Raw genomic sequence first — 23,828 nt, forward strand, 5'->3', positions numbered from 1 at the left:
GCGCTCAGTAGCGTCCACTCACGGTGACGGGCCGGGTGCCGGCGTACCCCCGTGTGCCGCACCGGCGGCGACCTCGGTGTTCGACGGAATCGATCGGCAGCAACTGCGGGCGGGTGGATCATGGCGGACGAAGAGAAGCTTCTCGAACACCTCAGGTGGGTGACCACCGAGCTCCGTCAGGCGCACCGGCGCCTGCGCGAGCTGGAGGAGCCCGAACCGATCGCCGTGGTCGCCATGGCCTGCCGGTTCCCCGGCGGCGTGGCCACCCCGGAACAGCTCTGGGACCTGGTCGCCGCCGGAACCGACGCCACCGGACCGTTCCCCACCGACCGCGGCTGGGACCTGGCGGACCTGTACGACCCGGACCCCGACCACCAGGGCACCTCGTACAGCGACCGGGGTGGCTTCCTCACCGACGCCGGCCACTTCGACCCCACCCCGTTCGGCATCAGCCCGCGCGAGGCGCTCGCCATGGACCCGCAGCAGCGGCTGCTGCTGGAGACCACCTGGGAGGTGTTCGAACGGGCCGGCATCGACGCCGGCACGCTGCGCGGCAGCCGCACCGGCGTGTTCGTGGGCACCGCCGGGCAGGACTACGCGTCGGTGCTGCGCCGGTTGCCCGCCGGCGTCGAGGGGTACGTGCTGACCGGCACCGCCGCCAGCGTCATCTCCGGCCGCCTCGCCTACACGTTCGGCCTGGAAGGGCCCGCCGTCACCATCGACACCGCCTGCTCGTCGTCGCTCGTCGCGCTGCACCTCGCCGCGCAGGCGCTGCGCGACGGCGAGTGCAGCCTGGCCGTCGCCGGCGGGGCAAGCGTGATGGCCACCCCGGGCGGCTTCGTCGAGTTCTCCCGCCAACGCGGCCTCGCCGCCGACGGTCGGTGCAAGGCGTTCTCCGCCGCCGCCGACGGCACCGGCTGGGCCGAGGGCGCCGGCCTGGTGCTTGTGGAACGGCTCAGCGACGCCCGGCGGCTCGGCCACCCGGTGCTGGCCGTGATCCGGGGCAGCGCGGTCAACTCCGACGGGGCCAGCAGCGGGCTCACCGCCCCCAACGGCCCCGCCCAGCAGCGCGTCATCCGGGAGGCCCTGGACAACGCCGGTCTCACCCCGGCCGACGTCGACGCGGTCGAGGCGCACGGCACCGGCACCACGCTCGGCGACCCGATCGAGGCCCAGGCGCTGCTCGCCACGTACGGCCGGGACCGGCCCGCCGACCGGCCGCTGCGGCTCGGCTCGCTCAAGTCGAACCTCGGCCACACCCAGGCCGCCGCCGGCGTCGCCGGCGTGATGAAGATGGTGCTGGCGCTGCGCCACGGCCTGCTCCCCGCCACGCTGCACGCCGACGTGCCCACCCCGCACGTGGACTGGTCGGCCGGCGCGGTGGCGCTGCTCACCGAGCCCCGGCCATGGCCCGCCGACCCCGACCGGGTCCGCCGGGCCGCCGTCTCCTCGTTCGGCATGAGCGGCACCAACGCCCACCTCGTCATCGAGGAGGCCCCGGCCGCCGAGCCGGCGCCCGAGCCGACCGCCACCGTGGACCGGCCGGTGGTGCCGGTGCTGCTCTCCGCCGCCGACCCGGCCGGGCTCGCCGCCCAGGCCGGCCGCTGGGCGTCCTGGCTGGACGCCGACCCCACGCCCCGGATGCGGGACGTGGCCTACGCCTCGGTCACCACCCGGACCGCGCTGGACCGGCGGGCCGTCGTCACCGCCGCCGACCCGGACGGCCTGCGGGCCGCGCTGCGCGCGCTGGCCGCCGGTGCGCCGTCCGGCACGGTTGTCACCGGCGAGGCGACCGACCGCGGCCCCACCGCGATGCTCTTCTCCGGGCAGGGCGCGCAGCGCGCCGGCATGGGCCGCGAGCTGTACGCGCAGTTCCCGGTGTTCGCCGCCGCGCTCGACGAGGTCTGCTCCTACCTGGACCGGGCGCTGCCCCGGCCGCTCAAGGAGGCGCTGTTCGACGACGGTGACCTGCTGGATGAGACCGTGTTCACCCAGGCCGGCCTGTTCGCCGTCGAGGTGGCGCTGTTCCGCCTGGTCGAGTCGTTCGGCGTCACCCCGGACCTGCTGGCCGGCCACTCCGTCGGCGAGATCACCGCCGCGCACCTGGCCGGCGTGCTGACGCTGGAACACGCCTGTCTGCTGGTGGCCGCCCGGGGCGCGCTGATGCAGGCGCTGCCCGCCGGCGGCGGCATGCTCGCCGTCGCCGCCAGCGAGGAACGGGTCCGCGCCGACCTGGACGGCTACGCCGACCGGGTCGGGATCGCCGCGGTCAACGGCCCGTCCTCGGTGGTCGTCTCCGGGGCGGCCGACGCGCTGGACGCGTTGGCCGCCCGCTGGACCGGGCAGGACGTGCGGGTGCGGCGGCTCACCGTGTCGCACGCGTTCCACAGCCCGCTGATGGAACCGATGCTGGGCCGCTTCCGCGCGGTGCTGGCCCGGCTGAGCTTCGCCGCGCCGACCGTGCCGGTGGTGTCCAACCTGACCGGCGCGCTCGCCGAGGGCGACGACCTGCGCACCCCCGACTACTGGGTGCGGCACGTCCGCGAGGCGGTCCGCTACGCCGACGGCGTGACCGCGCTGCGCGAGGCCGGCGTGGACACGTTCCTGGAGATCGGCCCGCGCAGCGTCCTCACCGCGCTCACCGCCGAGGCGCTGCCCGACACCGACGGCCTGCTCACCGTCGCCACCCAACGGCGCGACCGGCCGGAGACCGAGGGGCTGCTCGCGGCGCTGGCCGAGCTGCACGCGCACGGCGTACCCGTCGACTGGACGCCCTGGTTCGCCGACACCGGTGCCCGGCCGGTCGACCTGCCCACGTACGCGTTCCAGCGGGAACGGTTCTGGCCGGACGCGCCGGCCTGGCAGGTCGGTGACGTGTCCGGGGCCGGGCTCGGCGTGGCCGGGCACCCGCTGCTCGGCGCCGCCGTCCGGCTCGCCGGCGACGACGAGGTGGTCCTCACCGGGAAGCTGTCCACGTCCACCCACCCGTGGCTGGCCGACCACGTGGTCGCCGGCGCGGTGGTGGTGCCCGGCACCGCGCTGCTGGAACTGGTGGTGCGCGCCGGCGACGAGGTCGACGCCGGCCGGATCCGCGAGCTGACCGTGGCCACCCCGCTCACCCTGCCGGATGTCGGCGCGGTCCGGGTGCAGGTGCGGGTCGGTGCCGCCGACGACGCCGGCGCCCGGCCGGTGACCGTGCACGCCCAGCCCGACGACGACCCGGACGCCGAGTGGGTGCGGCACGCCGAGGGCCTGCTGGAGCCGGCCGCCGCCGAGGAGCCCTCGATCGGCGAGTGGCCGCCCGCCGGGGCGTCCGAGGTGGACGTCACCGGCTGGTACGACGCGTTCGCCGCGCACGGCCTGACGTACGGGCCGGTGTTCCGGGGCGTGCGCCGGGTCCTCTCCGGCCCCGACGAGGCGTACGCCGAGGTGACGCTCCCCGACGGGGCCGACCCGACGGGCTTCGGCGTGCACCCGGCGCTGCTCGACGCGGCGCTGCACCCGATCGGCCTGCTCGACGCCGGCACCGGCGACGGCCCCCGGGTCCCGTTCGCGTTCGAGGGCGTGCAGGTGCACGCCGCCGGCGCCCGGGTGCTGCGGGTGCGGCTGACCCGCGCCGGCGCGTCGGTGCGGCTGGTCGCGGTGGACGCCGCCGGCGCGCCGGTGGTCTCGGTGGACGCGGTGACGCTGCGGGAGTTCTCCGGCGCCGCGCCGGCGACCGCCACCGACCGGTCGCTGTACGCGCTGACCTGGCCGGTCGAGGATGTCCCCGCGCCGGCCACCGCGCCGGTGTGGGCGGCGCTGCGGACGACCGAGGAGGACCCGGCCGGCCTCGCCGGGTCCGGCAGCGGTGACGTGGCGGAGTATCCGGACGTGGCGGCGCTCGTCGCCGCCGTGGCGGCCGGCGCCCCGGCCCCGGAGGCGGTGCTGCTGCGGCTGTCCGACAACCGGCCCACGGGCGACGGATCCGCCGCCGGCCCGGCCGACAACCGGCTCACCGACGACGGATCCGCCGCCGCCCCGGCCGACAACCGTCCGACCGGCGACGGGTCCGCCGCCGGCCCGGCCGACGACGCGGGCGCGACGGCGGCCGCGACCGGTGCTGCCGCAGGGCTGCCGGACCGGGTCCGCGCGGTGACCACCGCCGTGCTGGGGACGCTCCAGGACTGGCTGGCCGCCGACGCGCTCGCCGACGCGCGCCTGGTGGTGCTCACCCGGGGCGCGGTCGCCGCCACCGACGACGACCGGATCACCGACCTGACCGGCGCGGCGGTGTGGGGGCTGCTGCGTTCGGCGCAGTCCGAGCACCCGGGCCGCATCGTGCTCGTCGACCTGGACCGGGAGCCGGACGCCGGGGCGCTGTCGGCGCTGGCCGGGGTGGTCGCCGACCCGTCGCCGACCGGCGGTCAGGTGGCGTTGCGCGGGGACGCGGTGCGCGTACCCCGGTTGGCGCGCCCGGCTGACGACGAGCTGAGCCCGCCGTCCGGGCCGTGGCATCTCGCGGCGGTCGCGCCCGGCACGCTCGACGGCGTCGCGCCGGTGTCGGCGCCGGTCGCCGAGCCGGGCCCCGGCCAGGTCCGCATCGCGGTGCGGGCCACCGGCGTGAACTTCCGCGACGTGCTGATCGCGCTCGGCATGTATCCCGATCCGGCGGCCCGGATGGGCAGCGAGGGCGCGGGCGTGGTGCTGGCCGTCGGCCCGGACGTCACCGACCTGGCCCCCGGTGACCGGGTGCTGGGCATGTTCGAGCCGGGCTTCGGCCCGGAGGCGCTCGCCGCCCGCGAGCGGGTGGCCCGCATCCCGGCCGGCTGGTCGTTCACCGAGGCGGCCTCCGTGCCGCTGGTGTTCCTGACCGCCTGGTACGCGTTGCGGGACCTGGCGGATCTGCGTTCCGGTGAGTCGGTGTTGATCCACTCCGGTGCGGGTGGCGTCGGCATGGCGGCGATCCAGATCGCGCACCACCTGGGCGCGACGGTGTACGCGACGGCGAGTCCCGGCAAGTGGGGCACGCTGCGGGGCCTGGGCGTGGCGGACGAGCGGATCGCGTCGTCGCGGACCACGGAGTTCGAGCAGGCGTTCCGGGGTGCCAGCGGTGGTGCCGGGGTGGACGTGGTGCTGGACGCGCTGGCGGGGGAGTTCGTGGACGCGTCGCTGCGGCTGCTGCCGCGCGGCGGCCGGTTCGTGGAGATGGGCAAGACCGACCTGCGCGACCCGCAGGTGGTGGCGCGGGAGCACCCGGGCGTCGCCTACCGGTCGTTCGACCTGAACGACGCGGGCGGGGCGCGGATCGGGGAGATGCTTGCCGAACTGCTGGCGCTGTTCGAGCGCGGTGTGCTGTCGCCGCTGCCGGTGCGGGCGTGGGACGTGCGGCAGGCGCGGACCGCGTTGCGGCACCTGAGTCAGGCCCGGCACGTCGGCAAGGTCGTGCTGACCGTGCCGGCACCTGTCGACCCGGACCGGGTCACGTTGGTGACCGGCGCGTCCGGCGCCCTCGCGGGCATCGTCGCCCGGCACCTCGTCGCTTCGGGACGGTCGCGCAGTCTGCTGCTGGCCGCCCGCCGTTCCCCGGCCGACGACCCGGCCTACGCGGCGCTCGTCGCGGAGTTGACCGAGGCCGGGGCCACGGTCGAGGCGGCCGCCGTGGACCTCGGCGATGCGGAGCACGTGGCCGACCTGCTGGCCGGCGTGGACCTGACCGCCGTCTACCACTGCGCCGGTGTGGTCGCCGACGCCACGATCGCGTCGCTTGACGCCGACGCCGTGGACCGGGTGTTGCGGCCCAAGGTGGACGCGGCGTGGGCGCTGCACCGGGCCACCGCCGGTCACGACCTGTCCGCGTTCGTGCTGTTCTCCTCGATCGCGGCGACGCTCGGCTCACCCGGGCAGGGCAACTACGCCGCCGCGAACGCGTTCCTCGACGCGCTCGCCGCCCACCGCCACGCCACCGGGCTGCCCGCCACCGCCATCGGGTGGGGCATGTGGGACACCACCAGCGCGATGACCGCCCACCTCGACCGGGACGACGCGCGCCGGCTGCGCCGCCTCGGCATGACCCCGCTCACCGCCACCGAGGGCGCCGCCCTGCTCGACGCCGCCACCCGCCGCGCCCGGCCCGCCGTCGCCGCGGCCACGCTGCGGCTCACCGGCGAGTCCGACCGCTACCCGGCGATCCTGCGCGGCCTGGCCCGCACCGGCGCCCGCCGCGCCGCGCGGTCCACCGGCGGCGAGAGCGGCCTGGCCGAGCGGCTCGCCGGCCTGGCCCCGGACGAGGCGACCGCGCTTCTGGTGGAGCTGGTCCGGGCGCAGGCCGCGGCCGTGCTCGGGCACGCCTCCGCGCAGGCGGTGCCCGGCGGGCGGGCGTTCAAGGATCTCGGGTTCGACTCGCTCACCTCGGTCGAGCTGCGCAACCGGCTCGCCTCGGCCACCGGGCTGCGGCTGCCCGCCACGCTGGTCTTCGACCACCCCACCCCGGAACGCGTCGCCGGCCTGTTGCACGGGCAGCTCGCCGCCGCCGGTCCCGCCGCGCCGGCCACCCGCGCCGCCGGGCCGGCCCGCGCCGACGAACCGCTCGCCATCATCGGCATGGCCTGCCGCTACCCCGGTGGCGTCGCCACCCCCGAGCAGCTCTGGGACCTGGTCGCCGCCGGCGGCGACGCGATCGGCGGCTTCCCCGCCGACCGGGGCTGGGACCTCGACGCGCTCTACGACCCGGACGCCGAGCGGGCCGGCACCTCCACCACCCGCCACGGCGGGTTCCTCGCCGACGCCGGCCACTTCGACCCGGCGTTCTTCGGCATCTCGCCGCGTGAGGCGCTGGCCATGGACCCGCAGCAGCGGCTGCTGCTGGAGACCGCGTGGGAGGCGTTCGAGTCCGCCGGCCTCGACCCGGCCACCCGCGCCGGCACCGCCACCGGCGTCTTCGTCGGCGCCGCCTCCTCCGGCTACGCCGCCAACGGCGCCGACGGGCTCGAAGGTCACCTGCTCACCGGCACCGCCGGCAGTGTCGCGTCCGGCCGGCTCGCCTACACGTTCGGGCTGGAAGGCCCGGCCGTCACCGTGGACACCGCCTGCTCGTCGTCGCTCGTCGCGCTGCACCTGGCCGCGCAGGCGCTGCGCTCCGGCGAGTGCGACCTGGCGCTCGCCGGCGGCGTGGCGCTGATGGCCACGCCCGGCATGTTCTCCGAGTTCTCCCGCCAGGGCGGCCTGGCCCCGGACGGCCGGTGCAAGGCGTTCGCCGCCGGCGCGGACGGCACCGGCTGGGGCGAGGGCGTCGGCATCCTGCTGGTGCAGCGCCTCGCCGACGCGCACCGCGACGGGCACCGCGTCCTCGCCGTGGTGCGCGGCACCGCGGTCAACTCCGACGGCGCGTCCAACGGGCTCACCGCCCCGAACGGCCCCTCGCAGCAGCGGGTCATCCGCGCGGCGCTGGCCAACGCGCGGCTGTCGCCGGCCGACGTGGACGTGGTGGAGGCGCACGGCACCGGCACCACGCTCGGCGACCCGATCGAGGCGCAGGCGCTGCTCGCCACGTACGGGCAGGACCGCCCCGCGGACCGGCCGCTGCTGCTCGGCTCGATCAAGTCGAACATCGGGCACACCCAGGCCGCCGCAGGCGTCGCCGGGATCATCAAGATGGTCCTCGCCATGCGGCACGGCGTGGTGCCGCCGACGCTGCACGTGGACGCGCCCTCGTCGCACATCGACTGGGACGCCGGCGCGGTCACCCTCGTCACGGACACCGCGCCCTGGCCGGCGGTCGACCGGCCCCGCCGCGCCGCCGTCTCCTCGTTCGGCATCTCCGGCACCAACGCGCACGCCGTCATCGAGGCAGCCCCCGCCGCGCCGACCGCCGCCCCCGCGCCCGCCGCCGGCCCCGGCCTGGTCTCCGCCGACGCCGTGCCGCTGCTGCTCTCCGCCCGCGGCGCCCGCGCGCTGCCCGCCCAGGCCGCCCGGCTGCGCGCGCACCTCGACGCCCACCCCGACCTGGACCTGGTCGACGTCGGCCGGTCCCTGGCCACCGACCGGGCCCAGCACCCGTACCGGCAGGTCACCGTCGCCGCCGGCCGCGCCGACGCGCTCTCCGCGCTGGCCGCCGCCGCGCCGCCGGCAGCCCCCGCCGACGGTACGCCGAAGATCGTCTTCGTCTTCCCCGGCCAGGGCTCCCAGTGGCCCGGCATGGCGCTCGACCTGCTCGACAGCTCACCGGTCTTCCGGGACCGGATGCGCGAGTGCGCGGCCGAGCTGGCCGGGCTTGTCGACTGGACGCCCGAGGACGTGCTGCGCGGCGCGCCCGGCGCCCCGCCGCTGGACCGGGTCGACGTGGTCCAGCCGCTGCTGTTCGCCGTGATGGTCTCGCTGGCCGAGGTGTGGCGCTCCTGCGGCGTACGCCCGGACGCGGTGATCGGCCACTCGCAGGGCGAGATCGCCGCCGCGTGCGTGGCCGGCGCGCTCACCCTGCCCGACGCGATGCGACTCGTGGTGGTCCGCAGCCGGGCGCTGCTCGCCCTCTCGGGCCGGGGCGGCATGGTCTCCGTCCCGCTCTCCGCCGCCGACACCGCCGACCTCGTCGCGCCCTGGGGCGACCGGCTCGGCGTCGCCGCCCTCAACGGCGCCACCGTCACCGTCGTCTCCGGGGACGCCGACGCCGTGGACGAGCTGCTCGCCGTCGCCGCCGACCGGGACCTGCGGGCCCGGCGGATCGCCGTCGACTACGCCTCGCACTGCGCGCACGTCGATGCGGTCCGCGACGACCTGACCGCCGCGCTCGGCACGCTCGCCCCCCGCCCGAGCCGGGTGGTGTTCCACTCCACCGTCACCGGCGAGCCGGTCGACACCACCGAACTGGACGCCGGCTACTGGTTCCGCAACCTGCGCGAACCGGTCCGCCTCGCGCCGGTCGTGGACGCGCTGATCGAGAGCGGTCACCGGGCGTTCGTCGAGATCAGCCCGCACCCGGTGCTCAAGGTCGTGGTGCAGGACGCGCTCGACCGCGCGCCGGCCGGGTCGCCAGGCGTGGTCGTCGGCTCGCTGCGCCGCGACGAGCACGGCCCTCGCCAGCTCCTCACCGCGCTCGGCGGCCTGCACACCGCGGGCGTGCCCGTCGACTGGGCGGCCGTCTTCGCCGGCTCCGGGGCCGGCCGGGTGGACCTGCCGCCGTACGCGTTCCAACGGGACCGGTTCTGGCCCGAACCGGGCACGACGCACGGTGGCGACGTCACCGGCGCGGGTCTCGGCGCCGCCGGGCACCCGCTGCTCGGCGCCGCGGTCCGGCTGGCCGACGCCGACGAGGTGGTGCTGACCGGCCGGCTCTCGCTCGCGGCGCAGCCGTGGCTGACCGACCACGCGGTCGCCGGCACCGTGCTGCTGCCCGGCACCGCGCTCGTCGAGCTGGCGGTCCGGGCCGGCGACGAGGTCGGCGCCGCCCGGGTACGCGAGCTGACGCTCGTCGCCCCGCTGGCCCTGCCGGACACCGGCGCAGTCCGGGTGCAGGTGCGCGTCGGCGCGCCCGACGACGCGGGCGCCCGCCCGGTGACCGTGCACGCCCAACCCGACGGCGCCGACGACGGCTGGACCCGGCACGCCGAGGGTGTGCTGGAACCGGCCGCCGGCGAGGAGTCGACGCTCGACGCCTGGCCCCCGACGGGCGCGTCCGAGGTGGACCTCGCCGGCTGGTACGACACGCTCGCCGGGCACGGCCTGGCGTACGGGCCAGCGTTCCGGGGCCTGCGTCGGGCCTGGACCGTCGACGGCACGGTCTGCGCCGAGGTCGCCCTGCCGGACGGGCCGGCCGACCGCGCCGGCCGATTCGAGGTGCACCCGGCGCTGCTCGACGCCGCGCTGCACGCGATCGGCCTGCTGTCGGGCGGGGACGCGACGCCCGGACCGCGGGTGCCGTTCACGTTCGGTGGCGTGCAGGTGCACGCGGCCGGCGCGGCGGCGCTGCGGGTGCGGCTGTCCCGCGCCGGCGACGTGGTGCGCCTGGTCGCCACCGACGAGACCGGCGCGCCCGTGGTGTCGGTGGACGAGCTGGTGCTCAAGGAGCTGGGCGCGTCCGTGGTGCCGGCCGCGGCCGACCGGTCCGTCCTCGAGGTGGCCTGGTCGGCCCGGGAGGTGACGCCGGCGGCCGGGCCGCCGGCATGGACGGTGCTGGCCGGGATCGCCGGCCCGGACGCGGCGCACGACGACGACAGGGCCGGCGAGCCGGTCGGCACGAGCCATCCCGACGTGGCCGCGCTGGTGGCCGCCGTCGAGGCCGGCGCGCCGGTCCCCGAGGCGGCGCTGCTGCCGATCCTGCCGCCGCCGACCGGCTGGGGCGGGGTGACCGCCGACGGCGTGCCCGGCGGCGGGAAGACCGGGACGGTCGGCGGGGACCTGCCGGAGCGGGTGCGGTCGGTGACCGTGGCGGCGCTGGCGGCGGTGCGGAGCTGGCTGGCCGCCGACGCGCTTGCCGACTCGCGGCTGGTGGTGACCACCCGGGGCGCGATGGCGGCCCGCGACGGCGACCGGATCACGGACCTGGCCGGCGCCGCCGTGTGGGGGCTGCTGCGGTCCGCGCAGTCGGAACACCCGGGCCGGATCGTGCTGGCCGACCTCGACCGCGCGCCCGACGCCGACGTGCTGGCGCTGCTCGCCGCCGCGCCGGCCGGCGGGCAGGTCGCGCTGCGCGACGGCGACGTGCTCGTCCCGCGCGTGGTGCGCCCGGCCGGCGACCGGCTCGTCCCGTCGACCGAACGCTGGCACGTGGCGGCCGTCGCGCCCGGCACCATCGACGGTGTCGCCCTGCGGCCGACCGACACGCCGCCGCTCGCCGCCGGCGAGGTGCGGGTGGCGGTGCGGGCGGCCGGGGTGAACTTCCGGGACGTGTTGATCGCGCTGGGGATGTACCCGGACGCGTCGGCGGTGATGGGCAGCGAGGGCGCCGGGGTGGTCCTGGAGGTCGGCCCGGACGTGCCCGGGTTGGCCGTGGGTGACCGGGTCTTCGGGCTGTTCGAGCCGGGTTTCGGTCCGGAGGTGGTGGCGCGGCGGGACCGGATCGCGCGGATGCCGGCCGGGTGGTCGTTCGTCGAGGCGGCGTCGGTGCCTGTGGTGTTCCTGACCGCGTGGTACGCGTTGCGGGACCTGGCGGACCTGCGCTCCGGCGAGTCGGTGCTGATCCACTCGGGGACCGGTGGCGTCGGGATGGCGGCGATCCAGATCGCCCGGCATCTCGGCGCGACGGTCTACGCCACGGCCAGCCCTCCGAAGTGGGACACCCTGCGGGGTCTCGAGGTGGCGGACGAGCGGATCGCGTCGTCGCGGACGACGGAGTTCGCGCAGTCGTTCGCCGCCGCGTCCGGTGGCGCCGGTGTGGACGTGGTGCTGGACGCCCTGGCGGGGGAGTTCGTGGACGCGTCGCTGCGGCTGCTGCCGCGCGGCGGCCGGTTCGTGGAGATGGGCAAGACCGACGTCCGCGATCCGGACCAGGTCGCCGCCGAGCACCCCGGCGTCACCTACCGGGCGTTCGAGCTGAACGGGGCCGGCGGCGAGCGCCTCGGCCGGATGCTCACCGAACTGCTCGACCTGTTCAAATCGGGCGCGCTGACCCCGCTGCCCACCCGCACCTGGGACGTGCGGCAGGCGCGGACCGCGTTGCGGCACCTGAGCCAGGCCCGGCACGTCGGCAAGGTGGTGCTCACCGTGCCCGCGCCCGCCGACCCGGACCGGGTCACGCTGGTGACCGGTGCGTCCGGCACCCTCGCCGGCCTGCTCGCCCGGCACCTCGTCGCCACCGGGCAGACGCGCAACCTGCTGCTCGCCGCCCGCCGGTCCCCGGCCGACGACCCGGCGTACGCGGCGCTCGTGGACGCGCTGACCGACGCCGGCGCCACCGTCCGCGCCGTCCCGGTCGACCTGACCGAACACGGCCGGGCCGCCGACCTCGTGGCCGGCGTCGACCTGACCGCCGTGTACCACTGCGCCGGCGCGATCGCCGACGCGACGGTCACCTCACTGGACGCCGACGCCGTCGACCGGGTGCTGCGGCCGAAGGTGGACGCGGCGTGGGCGCTGCACCGGGCCACCGCCGGTCACGACCTGGCGGAGTTCGTGCTGTTCTCCTCGATCGCGGCGACGCTCGGCTCGCCCGGGCAGGGCAACTACGCCGCCGCGAACGCGTTCCTCGACGCGCTCGCCGCCCACCGCCGGGCCACCGGGCGGCCGGCGGCCAGCCTCGCCTGGGGGCTCTGGGCCACCACCAGCACGATGACCGCCCACCTCGACGACGGCGAGCACCGGCGCGCCATCCGCGCCGGCAGCGCCCCGCTCACCGACGCCGAGGGGCTCGCGCTGCTCGACGCGGCCCGGCGGCACGGCGGCGCGCACACCGTGCTGATGAACGTGCCGACCGGCGCCGACCCGACCCGCGTACCGGAACTGCTGCGCGACCTGATCCGCCCGGCTCGGCGGCGGGCCGCCGCGCGTACCGGCGGAGACCTGTCGCTCGCCGACCGGCTCGCGGCGCTCAACCCCGCCGCCCGGCACAACCAGCTCCTCGACCTGGTCGCCGGCAGCGTCGCCGCGGTGCTCGGCCACCGGTCCGCCGACGGCGTCGACCCGCACCGCCCGTTCAAGGAACTCGGCTTCGACTCGCTGACCTCGGTGGAGCTGCGCAACCGGCTCGCCGCCGCCACCGGGCTGCGACTGCCCGCCACCGTGGCGTTCGACCACCCCACCCCGGTCGTGCTCGCCGAACACCTCGACCGGGAGATCGGCGGCCGGGCCGCGCCCGCCGCCACACCCGCCGTCACCGCGACCACCGCCGTCGACGAGCCGATCGCCGTTGTCGGCATGGCCTGCCGATTCCCCGGGGACGTCCACAGCCCCGAGGACCTGTGGGACCTGGTCACCGCTGGCGCGGACGTGATCGCGCCGTTCCCCACCGACCGGGGCTGGGACCTCGCCGGCCTGCTGGAGGACGGCGACGACCGGCCGGCGCCCCGGCACGGCGGCTTCCTCTACGACGCCGCCGACTTCGACGCCGCGTTCTTCGGCATCAACCCGCGCGAGGCGCTCGCCATGGACCCGCAGCAGCGGCTGCTGCTGGAGACCTCCTGGGAGGCGCTGGAACGGGCCGGCGTCGACCCGGCCGGAATCCGCGGCAGCAGCACCGGCGTCTACGTCGGCCTGATCTACCACGACTACGCCGGCACCGCCGTCGGCACCGACGACGACCTCGACGGGTACGTGGGCAACGGCAGCGCCGGCAGCGTCGCCTCCGGCCGCATCTCCTACCTGCTCGGCCTGGAGGGCCCGGCGGTCACCGTCGACACCGCCTGCTCGTCGTCGCTCGTCGCGCTGCACCTGGCCGCCCAGGCGCTGCGCCAGCAGGAGTGCGGGCTGGCGCTCGCCGGCGGCGTGACGGTCATGTCCAGCCCCGGCATGCTCGCCGAGTTCTCCCGGCAACGCGGCCTGTCCCCGGACGGGCGGTGCAAGGCGTTCGGCGCCGGCGCCGACGGCACCGGCTTCGCCGAGGGCGTCGGCATGCTGCTGCTGGAACGCCTCTCCGACGCCCGCCGCAACAATCGCCGGATCCTCGCGGTGCTGCGCGGCAGCGCGGTCAATCAGGACGGCGCGAGCAGCGGCCTCACCGCCCCCAACGGCCCGTCCCAGCAGCGCGTCATCCGGGCCGCGCTGGCCAACGCGCGGCTGTCCCCGGCCGACGTGGACGTGGTGGAGGCGCACGGCACCGGCACCGCGCTGGGTGACCCGATCGAGGCGCAGGCGTTGCTCGCCACGTACGGGCAGGACCGGTCCACGCCGCTGCTGCTCGGCTCCGTCAAGTCGAACATCGGTCACACCCAGGCCGCGGCCGGTGTCGCCGGGATCATCAAGATGGTCCTCGCCATGCGGCACGGCGTGGTGCCGCCGACGCTGCACGCCGACGAGCCGTCCCCGCACGTCGACTGGTCGGCCGGCGCGGTCACCCTGGCCACCGCGACGGCACCCTGGCCGGCGGTCGACCGGCCCCGCCGCGCCGCCGTCTCCTCGTTCGGCATCTCCGGCACCAACGTGCACGCCATCCTGGAACAGGCCCCCGAACCGACCCCGGTGCCGACCACTCCGCCCGCCGTCACCGGCGACCTCGGCGTCCCGTGCGTGCTCTCCGCCCGCACCCCGGAGGCGCTGCGCGCCCAGGCCGGCCGGCTGGCCGCCTGGATCGAGGCGAACCCGGCGGTGTCGCCGGCCGACCTCGGCCACGCGCTCGCCACCGGGCGGTCCGCGTTCGAACACCGGGCCGTGCTGCTGCCCCGCGACCGGTCCGGCCTGCTCGCCGGCCTGGCCGCCGTCGCCGCCGACGAGCCGTCGTCCACTGTGGTACGCGGTACCGCCGGCACCGGCCGGCTCGCCGTCCTCTTCTCCGGGCAGGGCGCGCAGCGCCCCGGCATGGGCCGCGAGGCGTACCGGGCGTTCCCGGTCTTCGCCGCCGCGCTGGACGAGGTCTGCCGGCACCTCGACCCGCTGCTGCCCCGCCCGCTGCGACCGGTGCTCTTCGCGCCCGAGGGCGCCCCGGAAGCGGCGCTGCTGGACCGCACCGAGTTCACCCAGCCGGCGCTGTTCGCCGTCGAGGTGGCGCTGTTCCGGCTGGTCGAGTCGTTCGGCATCACCCCCGACGTGGTCGGCGGGCACTCGGTCGGCGAGATCACCGCCGGGTACGTGGCCGGGGTGCTGTCCCTGCCCGACGCCGCCGCGCTCGTCGCCGCCCGTGGCCGGCTCATGCAGGCGCTGCCCGACGGCGGCGGCATGCTCGCGGTCGCCGCACCCGAGGACGAGGTGACCGCCGCGCTCGCCGGGTACGCCGACCGGGTCGGCGTCGCCGCGGTCAACGGCCCGTCCTCGGTGGTCGTCTCCGGCGCGTCGGACGCGCTCGACGAACTGGCGCACCACTGGCGGGAACGGGGGGTGCGGACCCGCCGGCTGCGGGTCAGCCACGCGTTCCACAGCCCGCTGATGACGCCGATGCTCGACGACTTCCGGGCCGTCGTCGACGGGCTCACCCTCGACGCGCCGCGCCTGCCGGTGCTGTCGAACCTGACCGGCCGCGTCGCCGAACCGGACGCGCTGCGTGAGTCCGACTACTGGGTGCGGCACGTCCGCGACGCGGTTCGCTTCGCCGACGGCGTCGCCGACCTGCGGCAGCGACACGTCGGCACGTACCTGGAGGTCGGGCCGGACGGGGTGCTCGCCGGCATGATCCGCGACTGCCTCGGCGACGATGCCACCCCGGTGGTCGTGCCGACGCTGCGCGCCGGTCGGACCGAGGGACCGGCGCTGCTCACCGCGCTCGCCGAGGCGTACGCCGGTGGCGTGCCGGTGGACTGGACGCCGCTGACCGGCGGCGGGGCACCGCTGGACCTGCCCACGTACCCGTTCCAGCGCCGGCGGTTCTGGCCCGACGCCACCGGCTGGCGGGCCGGTGACCTGACCGGCGCCGGACTGGCCGCGCCCGGTCACCCGCTGCTCGGCGCCGCGGTGCGGCTGGCCGGCGCGGACGAGACGGTGCTGACCGGCCGGCTCGCGCTGTCCGCCCAGCCCTGGCTGGCCGAGCACGTGGTGGCCGGCGCCGTGCTGCTGCCGGGCACCGCGCTTGTGGAGCTGGTGGTGCGCGCCGGCGACGAGGTCGATGCCCCCCGGGTACGCGACCTCACCGTCACCGCGCCGCTGGTGCTGCCCGCCACCGGCGGTGTCCGGGTGCAGGTGCGCGTCGGCGCCGCCGACGACACCGGCGGCCGGGACGCCGCCGTGTACGCCCAGCCGGACGACGACCCGGACGCGGAGTGGACCCGGCACGCCGAGGCGGTGCTGGAGCCGGCCGCCGCCGACGAGCCCGGCCTCGCCGCCTGGCCGCCGCCGGGCGTCACCGAGACGGACCTGACCGGCTGGTACGAGACGCTCGTCGGCCACGGCCTCACCTACGGGCCGACGTTCCAGGGCCTGCGCCGGGCCTGGACCGGCCGCGACGAGGTGTACGCCGAGGTGGCGCTCTCGGACACCACGGTGGCCGGGTTCGCGGTGCACCCGGCGCTGCTGGACGCCGCGCTGCACCCGATCGGCCTGCTGCCCGGTGGCGACACGGCGACCGGACCGCGCGTGCCGTTCGCGTTCGAGGGGGTGCAGGTGCACGCCGCCGGCGCCCGGGTGCTGCGGGTGCGACTGTCCCGCGCCGGCGACGGCGTGCGCCTGGTGGCGGTCGACGAGACCGGCGCGCCGGTGGTGTCGGTGGACACGCTGGTGCTGCGCGAACTGGCCGGCGCCCCCGCCCCCGCCGCCGGCCCCCGCTCGCTGTACGCGGTGACCTGGCCGGTCGAGGAGATCCCGCCGGCCGACGTGGACCTGACCTGGGCGGCGCTCGCCCCGGCCCGGCCGGACGACGCCGAGGCGGACCGCCCGGCCCGGGGCCGGAAGGCGACCGGGCGCATGCGTGGCCGGGCCGACGCGGCGTCCCCGCACGCCGGGTGGTTCGACCCGGCCGAGGCGCTGCCGAACGTCCCGGACGTCGCGGCGCTGGCGGCGGCCGTCGACGCCGGCGCACCAGCCCCGGCCGCGATCCTGCTGCCGATCGGTCTCGCGGCGGACGCCGCGGCCGACGTCGACGGCGACCTGCCGGGCCGGGTGCGGTCGGTGACGGCGTCGGTGCTGGCGAGCGTGCAGGCGTGGCTGTCCGCCGACGCGCTCGCGGATTCGCGGCTGGTGGTGCTGACCCGGGGCGCGGTGAGCACCGGCGACGACGACCGGGCGGTCGACCCGGCCGCCGCGGCGGTGTGGGGGCTGCTGCGGTCCGCCCAGTCCGAGCACCCCGACCGGATCGTGCTGGTGGACACCGACGCCGCCCTCGACCGGCGCGCCCTCGGCGTGCTGGCCGCCGTGGCGACCGACCCGGCCCCGTCGGGCGGGCAGCTCGCGCTGCGCGGTGACCGGGTGCGCGTACCCCGGTTGGCGCGCCCGGCGGACGCGGCGCCGGCGCCGCCGGCGGCGGGCGGCTGGCACGTCGCCCCCGCGCGACCCGGCACGCTCGACGGCGTCGAGATCGTGCCGGCCGAGCCGGCCCCGCTCGCGGCCGGTGAGGTGCGGGTGGCGGTGCGGGCGGCCGGGGTGAACTTCCGGGACGTGTTGATCGCGCTCGGCATGTATCCGGACGCGTCGGCGGTGATGGGCAGCGAGGGCGCGGGCGTGGTCCTGGAGGTCGGTCCGGGGGTGTCCGGGTTGGCCGTGGGTGATCGGGTCTTCGGGTTGTTCGAGCCGGGTTTCGGTCCGGAGGTGGTGGCGCGGCGGGATCGGATCGCCCGGGTGCCGCAGGGGTGGTCGTTCGTCGAGGCGGCGTCGGTGCCTGTGGTGTTCCTGACGGCCTGGTACGCGTTGCGGGACCTGGCGGATCTGCGTTCCGGTGAGTCGGTGTTGATCCACTCCGGTGCGGGCGGGGTGGGGATGGCGGCGATCCAGATCGCGCACCACCTGGGCGCGACGGTGTACGCGACGGCGAGTCCCGGCAAGTGGGGCACGTTGCGGGGCCTGGGCGTGGCGGACGAGCGGATCGCGTCGTCGCGCAGCACGGAGTTCGAGCAGGCGTTCCGGGGTGCCAGCGGTGGTGCCGGGGTGGACGTGGTGCTGGACGCCCTGGCGGGGGAGTTCGTGGACGCGTCGCTGCGGTTGCTGCCGCGCGGCGGGCGGTTCGTGGAGATGGGCAAGACGGACCTGCGTGACCCGCAGGTGGTGGCGCGGGAGCATCCGGGTGTCGCCTACCGGTCGTTCGACCTCAACGAGGCCGGCGGCGAGCGGATCGGGGCGATGCTGGGCGAACTGCTCGACCTGTTCACCAGGGGCGCGTTGCGGCCGCTGCCGGTGCGGGCGTGGGACGTGCGGCAGGCCCGGGTCGCGTTGCGGCACCTGAGTCAGGCCCGGCACGTCGGCAAGGTCGTGCTGACCGTGCCGGCACCTGTCGACCCGGACCGGGTCACGCTGGTGACCGGCGCGTCCGGCGCCCTCGCGGCGATCGTCGCCCGGCACCTCGTCGCCACCGGCCACGCTCGTAACCTGGTGCTGGCCGCCCGCCGGTCCCCGGCCGACGACCCGGCCTACGCCGCGCTCGTCGACGAGCTGACCAAGGGCGGGGCCGCCGTCCGCGCCGTAGCCGTGGATCTCGGCGATGCGAAGCGGGTGGCCGACCTGCTGGCCGGCGTGGACCTGACCGCCGTCTACCACTGCGCCGGTGTAGTCGCCGACGCCACGATCGCGTCGCTCGACGCCGACGCCGTGGACCGGGTGTTGCGGCCCAAGGTGGACGCGGCGTGGGCGCTGCACCGGGGCACCGCCGGTCACGACCTGTCCGCGTTCGTGCTGTTCTCCTCGATCGCGGCGACGCTCGGCTCACCCGGGCAGGGCAACTACGCCGCCGCGAACGCGTTCCTCGACGCGCTCGCCACCCACCGCCGGGCCACCGGACTGCCCGCCACCAGCATCGGCTGGGGCGCGTGGGCCACCGGCGGCATGGCCGGGCGGCTCGACGCCGGCGATCGGCACCGACTCGGCCGGGTCGGCATGACCGGCCTCGGCGCCGCCGAGGGCAGCGCGCTGCTCGACGCCGCCGCCACGCAACCGCTGCCCGCCGTCGTCGCCGCCCGGCTGCGGGTCACCGGCGACCGGACGCCGCTCCCGCCGCTGCTGCGCCTGCTCGCCCCCACCGGTGGACGCCGGCAGGCCCGCACCACGGACGCCACCACCACCGGCCTGGCCGAGCGGCTCGCCGGCCTGGCCCCGGACGAGGCGACCGCGCTTCTGGTGGAGCTGGTCCGGGCGCAGGCCGCGGCCGTGCTCGGGCACGCCTCCGCGCAGGCGGTGCCCGGCGCGCGGGCGTTCAAGGATCTCGGGTTCGACTCGCTGACCTCGGTCGAGCTGCGCAACCGGCTCGCCTCGGCCACCGGGCTGCGGCTGCCCGCCACGCTGGTCTTCGACCACCCCACCCCGGAACGCCTCGCCGAGCACCTGCACGAACGACTCGGCCACCGGCCGGCCGCCGTCGCCACCACCACCCGGGCCACCGCCGCCGAGGACGACGACCCGATCGCCATCATCGGCATGGCCTGCCGGCTCCCCGGCGGCGTCACCAGCCCGGACCAGCTCTGGGACCTGGTCTCCACCGGCGGCGACGGGATCGCCGAGTTCCCCGGCGACCGGGGTTGGGACCTCGACGCGCTCTACGACCCGGACGCCGACCGCGCCGGCACGTCCACCACCCGGTACGGCGGGTTCCTCGCCGACGCCGCCGACTTCGACCCGGCGTTCTTCGGCATCAGCCCCCGCGAGGCCCTCGCCATGGACCCGCAGCAGCGGCTGCTGCTGGAAACGTCGTGGGAGGCGTTCGAGTCCGCCGGCCTCGACCCGCACGACCGCACCACGACCACCGGCGTCTTCGCCGGACTGATCCACCACGACTACGCCGGCCGGCTCGACGCCTCCGCGGAACTGGAGGGCTACCTGGTCAACGGCACCGCCGGCAGTGTCGCCTCCGGCCGCGTCGCGTACGTCTTCGGGCTGGAAGGGCCGGCCGTCACCGTGGACACCGCCTGCTCGTCGTCGCTCGTCGCGCTGCACCTGGCCGCGCAGGCGTTGCGAGCCGGGGAGTGCGACCTGGCGCTCGCGGGCGGCGTGACCGTGATGGCCACGCCCAGCGCGTTCGTCGGCTTCTCCCGCCAGCGCGGCCTCGCCCCCGACGGGCGGTGCAAGTCGTTCGCCGCCGGGGCCGACGGCACGAGCTGGGGCGAGGGCGTCGGCATGCTGCTCGTCGAGCGGCTCTCCGACGCCCGACGTCGCGGCCACCGGGTCCTCGCCGTGGTGCGGGGCACGGCGGTCAACCAGGACGGCGCGTCGAACGGCCTGACCGCGCCGAACGGCCCGTCGCAGCAGCGGGTCATCCGGCAGGCCCTGGCCAACGCGCGGCTGACCACGGCCGACGTGGACGCGGTGGAGGCGCACGGCACCGGCACCACGCTCGGCGATCCGATCGAGGCGCAGGCGCTGCTGGCCACGTACGGGCAGGAGCGGTCCACGCCGCTGCTGCTCGGCTCCGTGAAGTCGAACCTGGGACACACGCAGGCGGCGGCCGGCGTCGCGGGGATCATCAAGATGGTCCTGGCCATGCGGCACGGGATCATGCCGCCGACCCTGCACGTGGACGAGCCGTCCCCGCACATCGACTGGACCGCCGGGGCGGTGACGCTGGCGACGGCGCCGACCCCGTGGCCGGCGGTGGACCGGCCGCGTCGGGCGGCGGTGTCGTCGTTCGGGATCTCCGGCACCAACGCCCACGTCATCCTCGAACAACCGACGGACGCCGTCCCGAGGGTCGCCGAGGAGCCGGACGCGAGCGACCGGCCGGTGCCTGTGCTGCTGTCCGCGCGCACCGACGCCGCGCTCGCCGCCCAGGCCGACCGGTGGGCACGCTGGCTCGCCGCCGACCAGACGCTCCGTCCGGCCGACGTCGGATGGTCCGCGTTCACCACCCGGCCGGCGTTGGAGCAGCGGGCCGTGCTCGGCGTCGCCGACCGGGGCGACCTGCTGGCCGCGCTGCGCGCGCTGGCCGGCGGCGCGTCCTCCGGCGCGGTGACCACCGGCCCGGCCGGCCCACGCGGGCGGCTGGCGGTGCTGTTCTCCGGGCAGGGCGCACAACGCGCCGGCATGGGCCGGGAGCTGTCCGAGGCGTTCGGTGTGTTCGCGTCCGCCATGGACGAGGTCTGCGGCCACCTGGACGGCCTGCTGCCCCGGCCGCTGCGGGAGGTGCTGTTCGCCGAGCCGGGCACGGCGGAGGCGGCGTCGCTGGACCGGACCGAGTTCACCCAGGCCGCCCTGTTCGCGGTCGAGGTGGCGCTGTTCCGCCTGGTCGAGTCGTTCGGCGTCACCCCGGACCTCGTCGGCGGGCACTCGATCGGCGAGATCACCGCCGCGCACGTGGCGGGGGTGCTGTCGCTCCCGGACGCCTGCACGATGGTGGCGGCGCGGGGCCGGCTGATGCAGGCGCTGCCGGACGGCGGCGGGATGCTGGCGGTCGCCGCGCCGGAGTCCGAGGTGGCCGCGTCGATCGCGGACCGCGCGGACCTCGGGATCGCGGCGGTCAACGGCCCGTCGTCGGTGGTGGTGTCCGGGCCGCTCGACGCGCTCGACGAGATCGACCGCGCCTGGCAGGACGGCGGCGTCCGGGTACGCCGGTTGACGGTGTCGCACGCGTTCCACAGCCCGCTGATGGAGCCGATGCTCGCCGAGTTCCGCACCGTCCTCGACGGCCTGACGTTCGCCGCGCCGACCCTGCCGATGGTGTCCAACGTGACCGGCGCGCTGGCCGAGCCCGACGAGGTCACCAGCGCCGACTACTGGGTGCGGCACGTGCGGGAGGCGGTGCGGTTCGCCGACGGCGTGACCGCGCTGCGCGACGCCGGCGCGGACACGTTCCTGGAGATCGGCCCGCAGAGCGTGCTGACCGCGCCGGCCGCCGAGATCCTCGCCGACGACGAGACGGTCGTGACGACCGCCGTGCAGCGCCGGGACCGGGGCGAGGCGGAAGCCCTGCTGACCGCGCTGGCGGAGCTGCACGTGCACGGCGTACGCGTCGACTGGGCGCCCTGGTTCACCGGCGCCACCCGCGTCGACCTGCCCACGTACGCGTTCCAGCACGAGCGGTTCTGGCCCGACACGCCCACCCGCACCGACGCCTCCGACGCCGAGTTCTGGGCCGCCGTGGAGAGCGGCGACCTCACCGCGCTCGCCGGGCACCTCGCCGACGACGCCCTCGACACGCTCGCCCCGGCGCTGCCCGCGCTCACCACCTGGCGGCGGGCGCGTACCCGGCGCACCCCGGCCGACCGGTGGGCGTACCAGGTCACCTGGAAACGGCTCGACCTCGACGAGTGGCCCGCCGTCGGCGGCGCCTGGCTGGTCGTCGGCCCGGCCGGCGAACCCGCCACCGCCGACGTCGCCGCCGCGCTGGCCGGCGCGGAGCTGCGCCCGGTCACGGTCGACCCGGCCACCGCCACCCGCACCGACCTCGCCGCCGCGCTCGGCAAGGCGCTCGCCGACGGGCCGGTCGACGGCGTGGTCTCCCTCCTCGGCCTGCACGACACGCCGCACCCGGAGCACCCGAGCCTGCCCGCCGGCACCGTCGCCACGCTGCTGCTGATCCAGGCGCTGCACGACACCGGCGACACGCCGCCGCTGTGGTGCCTCACCCGGGACGCGGTCGCCGTCGACGGCGACGATTCGGTGCGCGGCGTCGCCCAGGGCGGCCTGTGGGGCCTGGCCCGGGTCGCCGGGCTGGAACTGCCCCGGCCGCGCGTCAACCTGCTCGACCTGCCCGCCGGTGAGACCGACCCGGCCCGGCTCGCCGCCGCGCTCACCGGCGACGGCGACGAGGACCAGCTCGCGCTGCGCGACGGCGGCCTGCACGCGCGCCGGCTGGTCCGCGCCACCCCCGCCGCGCCGGCCGCCGCCGACCGGTGGCAGCCCACCGGCACGGTCCTGGTCACCGGCGGCACCGGCGCGCTCGGCGCGCACGTCGCCCGCTGGGCGGCCGGCGCCGGCGCGGACCACCTGGTGCTCACCAGCCGGCGCGGCGACGCCGCCCCCGGCGCGGCCGAGCTGCGCGACGAGCTGACCGCGCTCGGCGTACGCGTCACCGTGGCCGCCTGCGACGTCGCCGACCGGGACGCGGTCGCCGCGCTGCTCGGCCGCCTCGACGCCGACCCGGCGCCGCTGACCGCCGTGGTGCACGCCGCCGGGCTCAACGACGTGGCGCCGCTGCTCGACACCGACCCGGACCGGCTGGCCGGGGTGTCCGCCGGCAAGACCGCCGGCGCGGTGCACCTCGACGAGCTGCTCGGCGACCGGCCGCTCGACGCGTTCGTGCTGTTCGCGTCCATCGCCGGGGTGTGGGGCAGCGGCGGGCAGGCCGGCTACGCGGCCGGCAACGCCCACCTCGACGCGCTGGCCGCGCGGCGGCACGCCCGCGGCCTCGCCGCCACCTCGGTGGCCTGGGGGCCGTGGGCCGACGGCGGCATGGCCACCGACGACGCGCAGCGGGAACTGGCCCGGCGCGGCCTGCGGGCGATGGCCCCGGCCGACGCGGTGCACGCCATGCGCGTCGCGGTCGGGCGCGGCGACGCCACCCTCACCGTGGTCGACGTGGACTGGGCGACGTTCGCCCCCGCGTACGCGTCGAGCCGTCCCCGGCCGTTCCTGGCCGACCTGCCCGAGGCCCGCCAGGCGATCCGCGCCGCCGCCGAGGTCCCCGCCGACGGTGGCGCGGCGCTGCGCGACAAGCTCCGCGACCTGTCCACCGAGGACCGGGACCGGCGCCTCGTCGAGCTGGTCCGCGCCGAGGCGGCGGCCGTGCTCGGCCACGGCGGCCCCGACCGGGTCAAGCCCCGCCGGGCGTTCAAGGACCTCGGCTTCGACTCGCTCACCGCGGTCGAGCTGCGCAACCGGCTCAACCGGGCCACCGGCCTGGCGCTGCCCACCACGCTGGTCTTCGACCACCCCGACCCCACGGCGCTGGCCGACCACCTGCGCGCCACGCTGCTGCCCGACGCGTCGGGCACGCCGGCGGCTGACCCGGCCGAGACCGCGGTACGCCAGGCGCTGGCCACCGTCCCGCTCGCCCGCATCCGCGAGGCCGGGCTGCTGGAGCTGCTGCTCGGCCTCGCCGACGCCGACGGTCCCGCGCCCGAGCCGGACGGCGCGGAGGTCGACCTCGACGACCTCGACACCGACACCCTGATCCGGCTGGCCCTCGACGGCTCCGAGTCCTGACG

General features: G+C 77.3%; 1 protein-coding gene. It reads left to right on the forward strand.

Going from position 1 to position 23,828, the window contains the following annotated elements; genetic code table 11:
* The first annotated feature begins 120 nt into the window (after positions 1-120).
* Positions 121-23,826: a type I polyketide synthase gene (locus ACIA5A_RS07840; protein WP_396757757.1), complete on the forward strand. Its 23,706-nt coding sequence runs from the start codon at positions 121-123 to the stop codon at positions 23,824-23,826.
* Positions 23,827-23,828: the final 2 nt, after the last annotated feature.

This window comes from Micromonospora sp. NPDC051300, from assembly GCF_044455315.1.
GTDB classification, from domain to species: domain Bacteria; phylum Actinomycetota; class Actinomycetes; order Mycobacteriales; family Micromonosporaceae; genus Micromonospora; species Micromonospora robiginosa.

Excerpts from the sequence above, each read along its gene's own strand:
- ACIA5A_RS07840 (WP_396757757.1), top strand. The coding sequence starts at position 121 with ATGGCGGACGAAGAGAAGCTTCTCGAACACCTCAGGTGGGTGACCACC.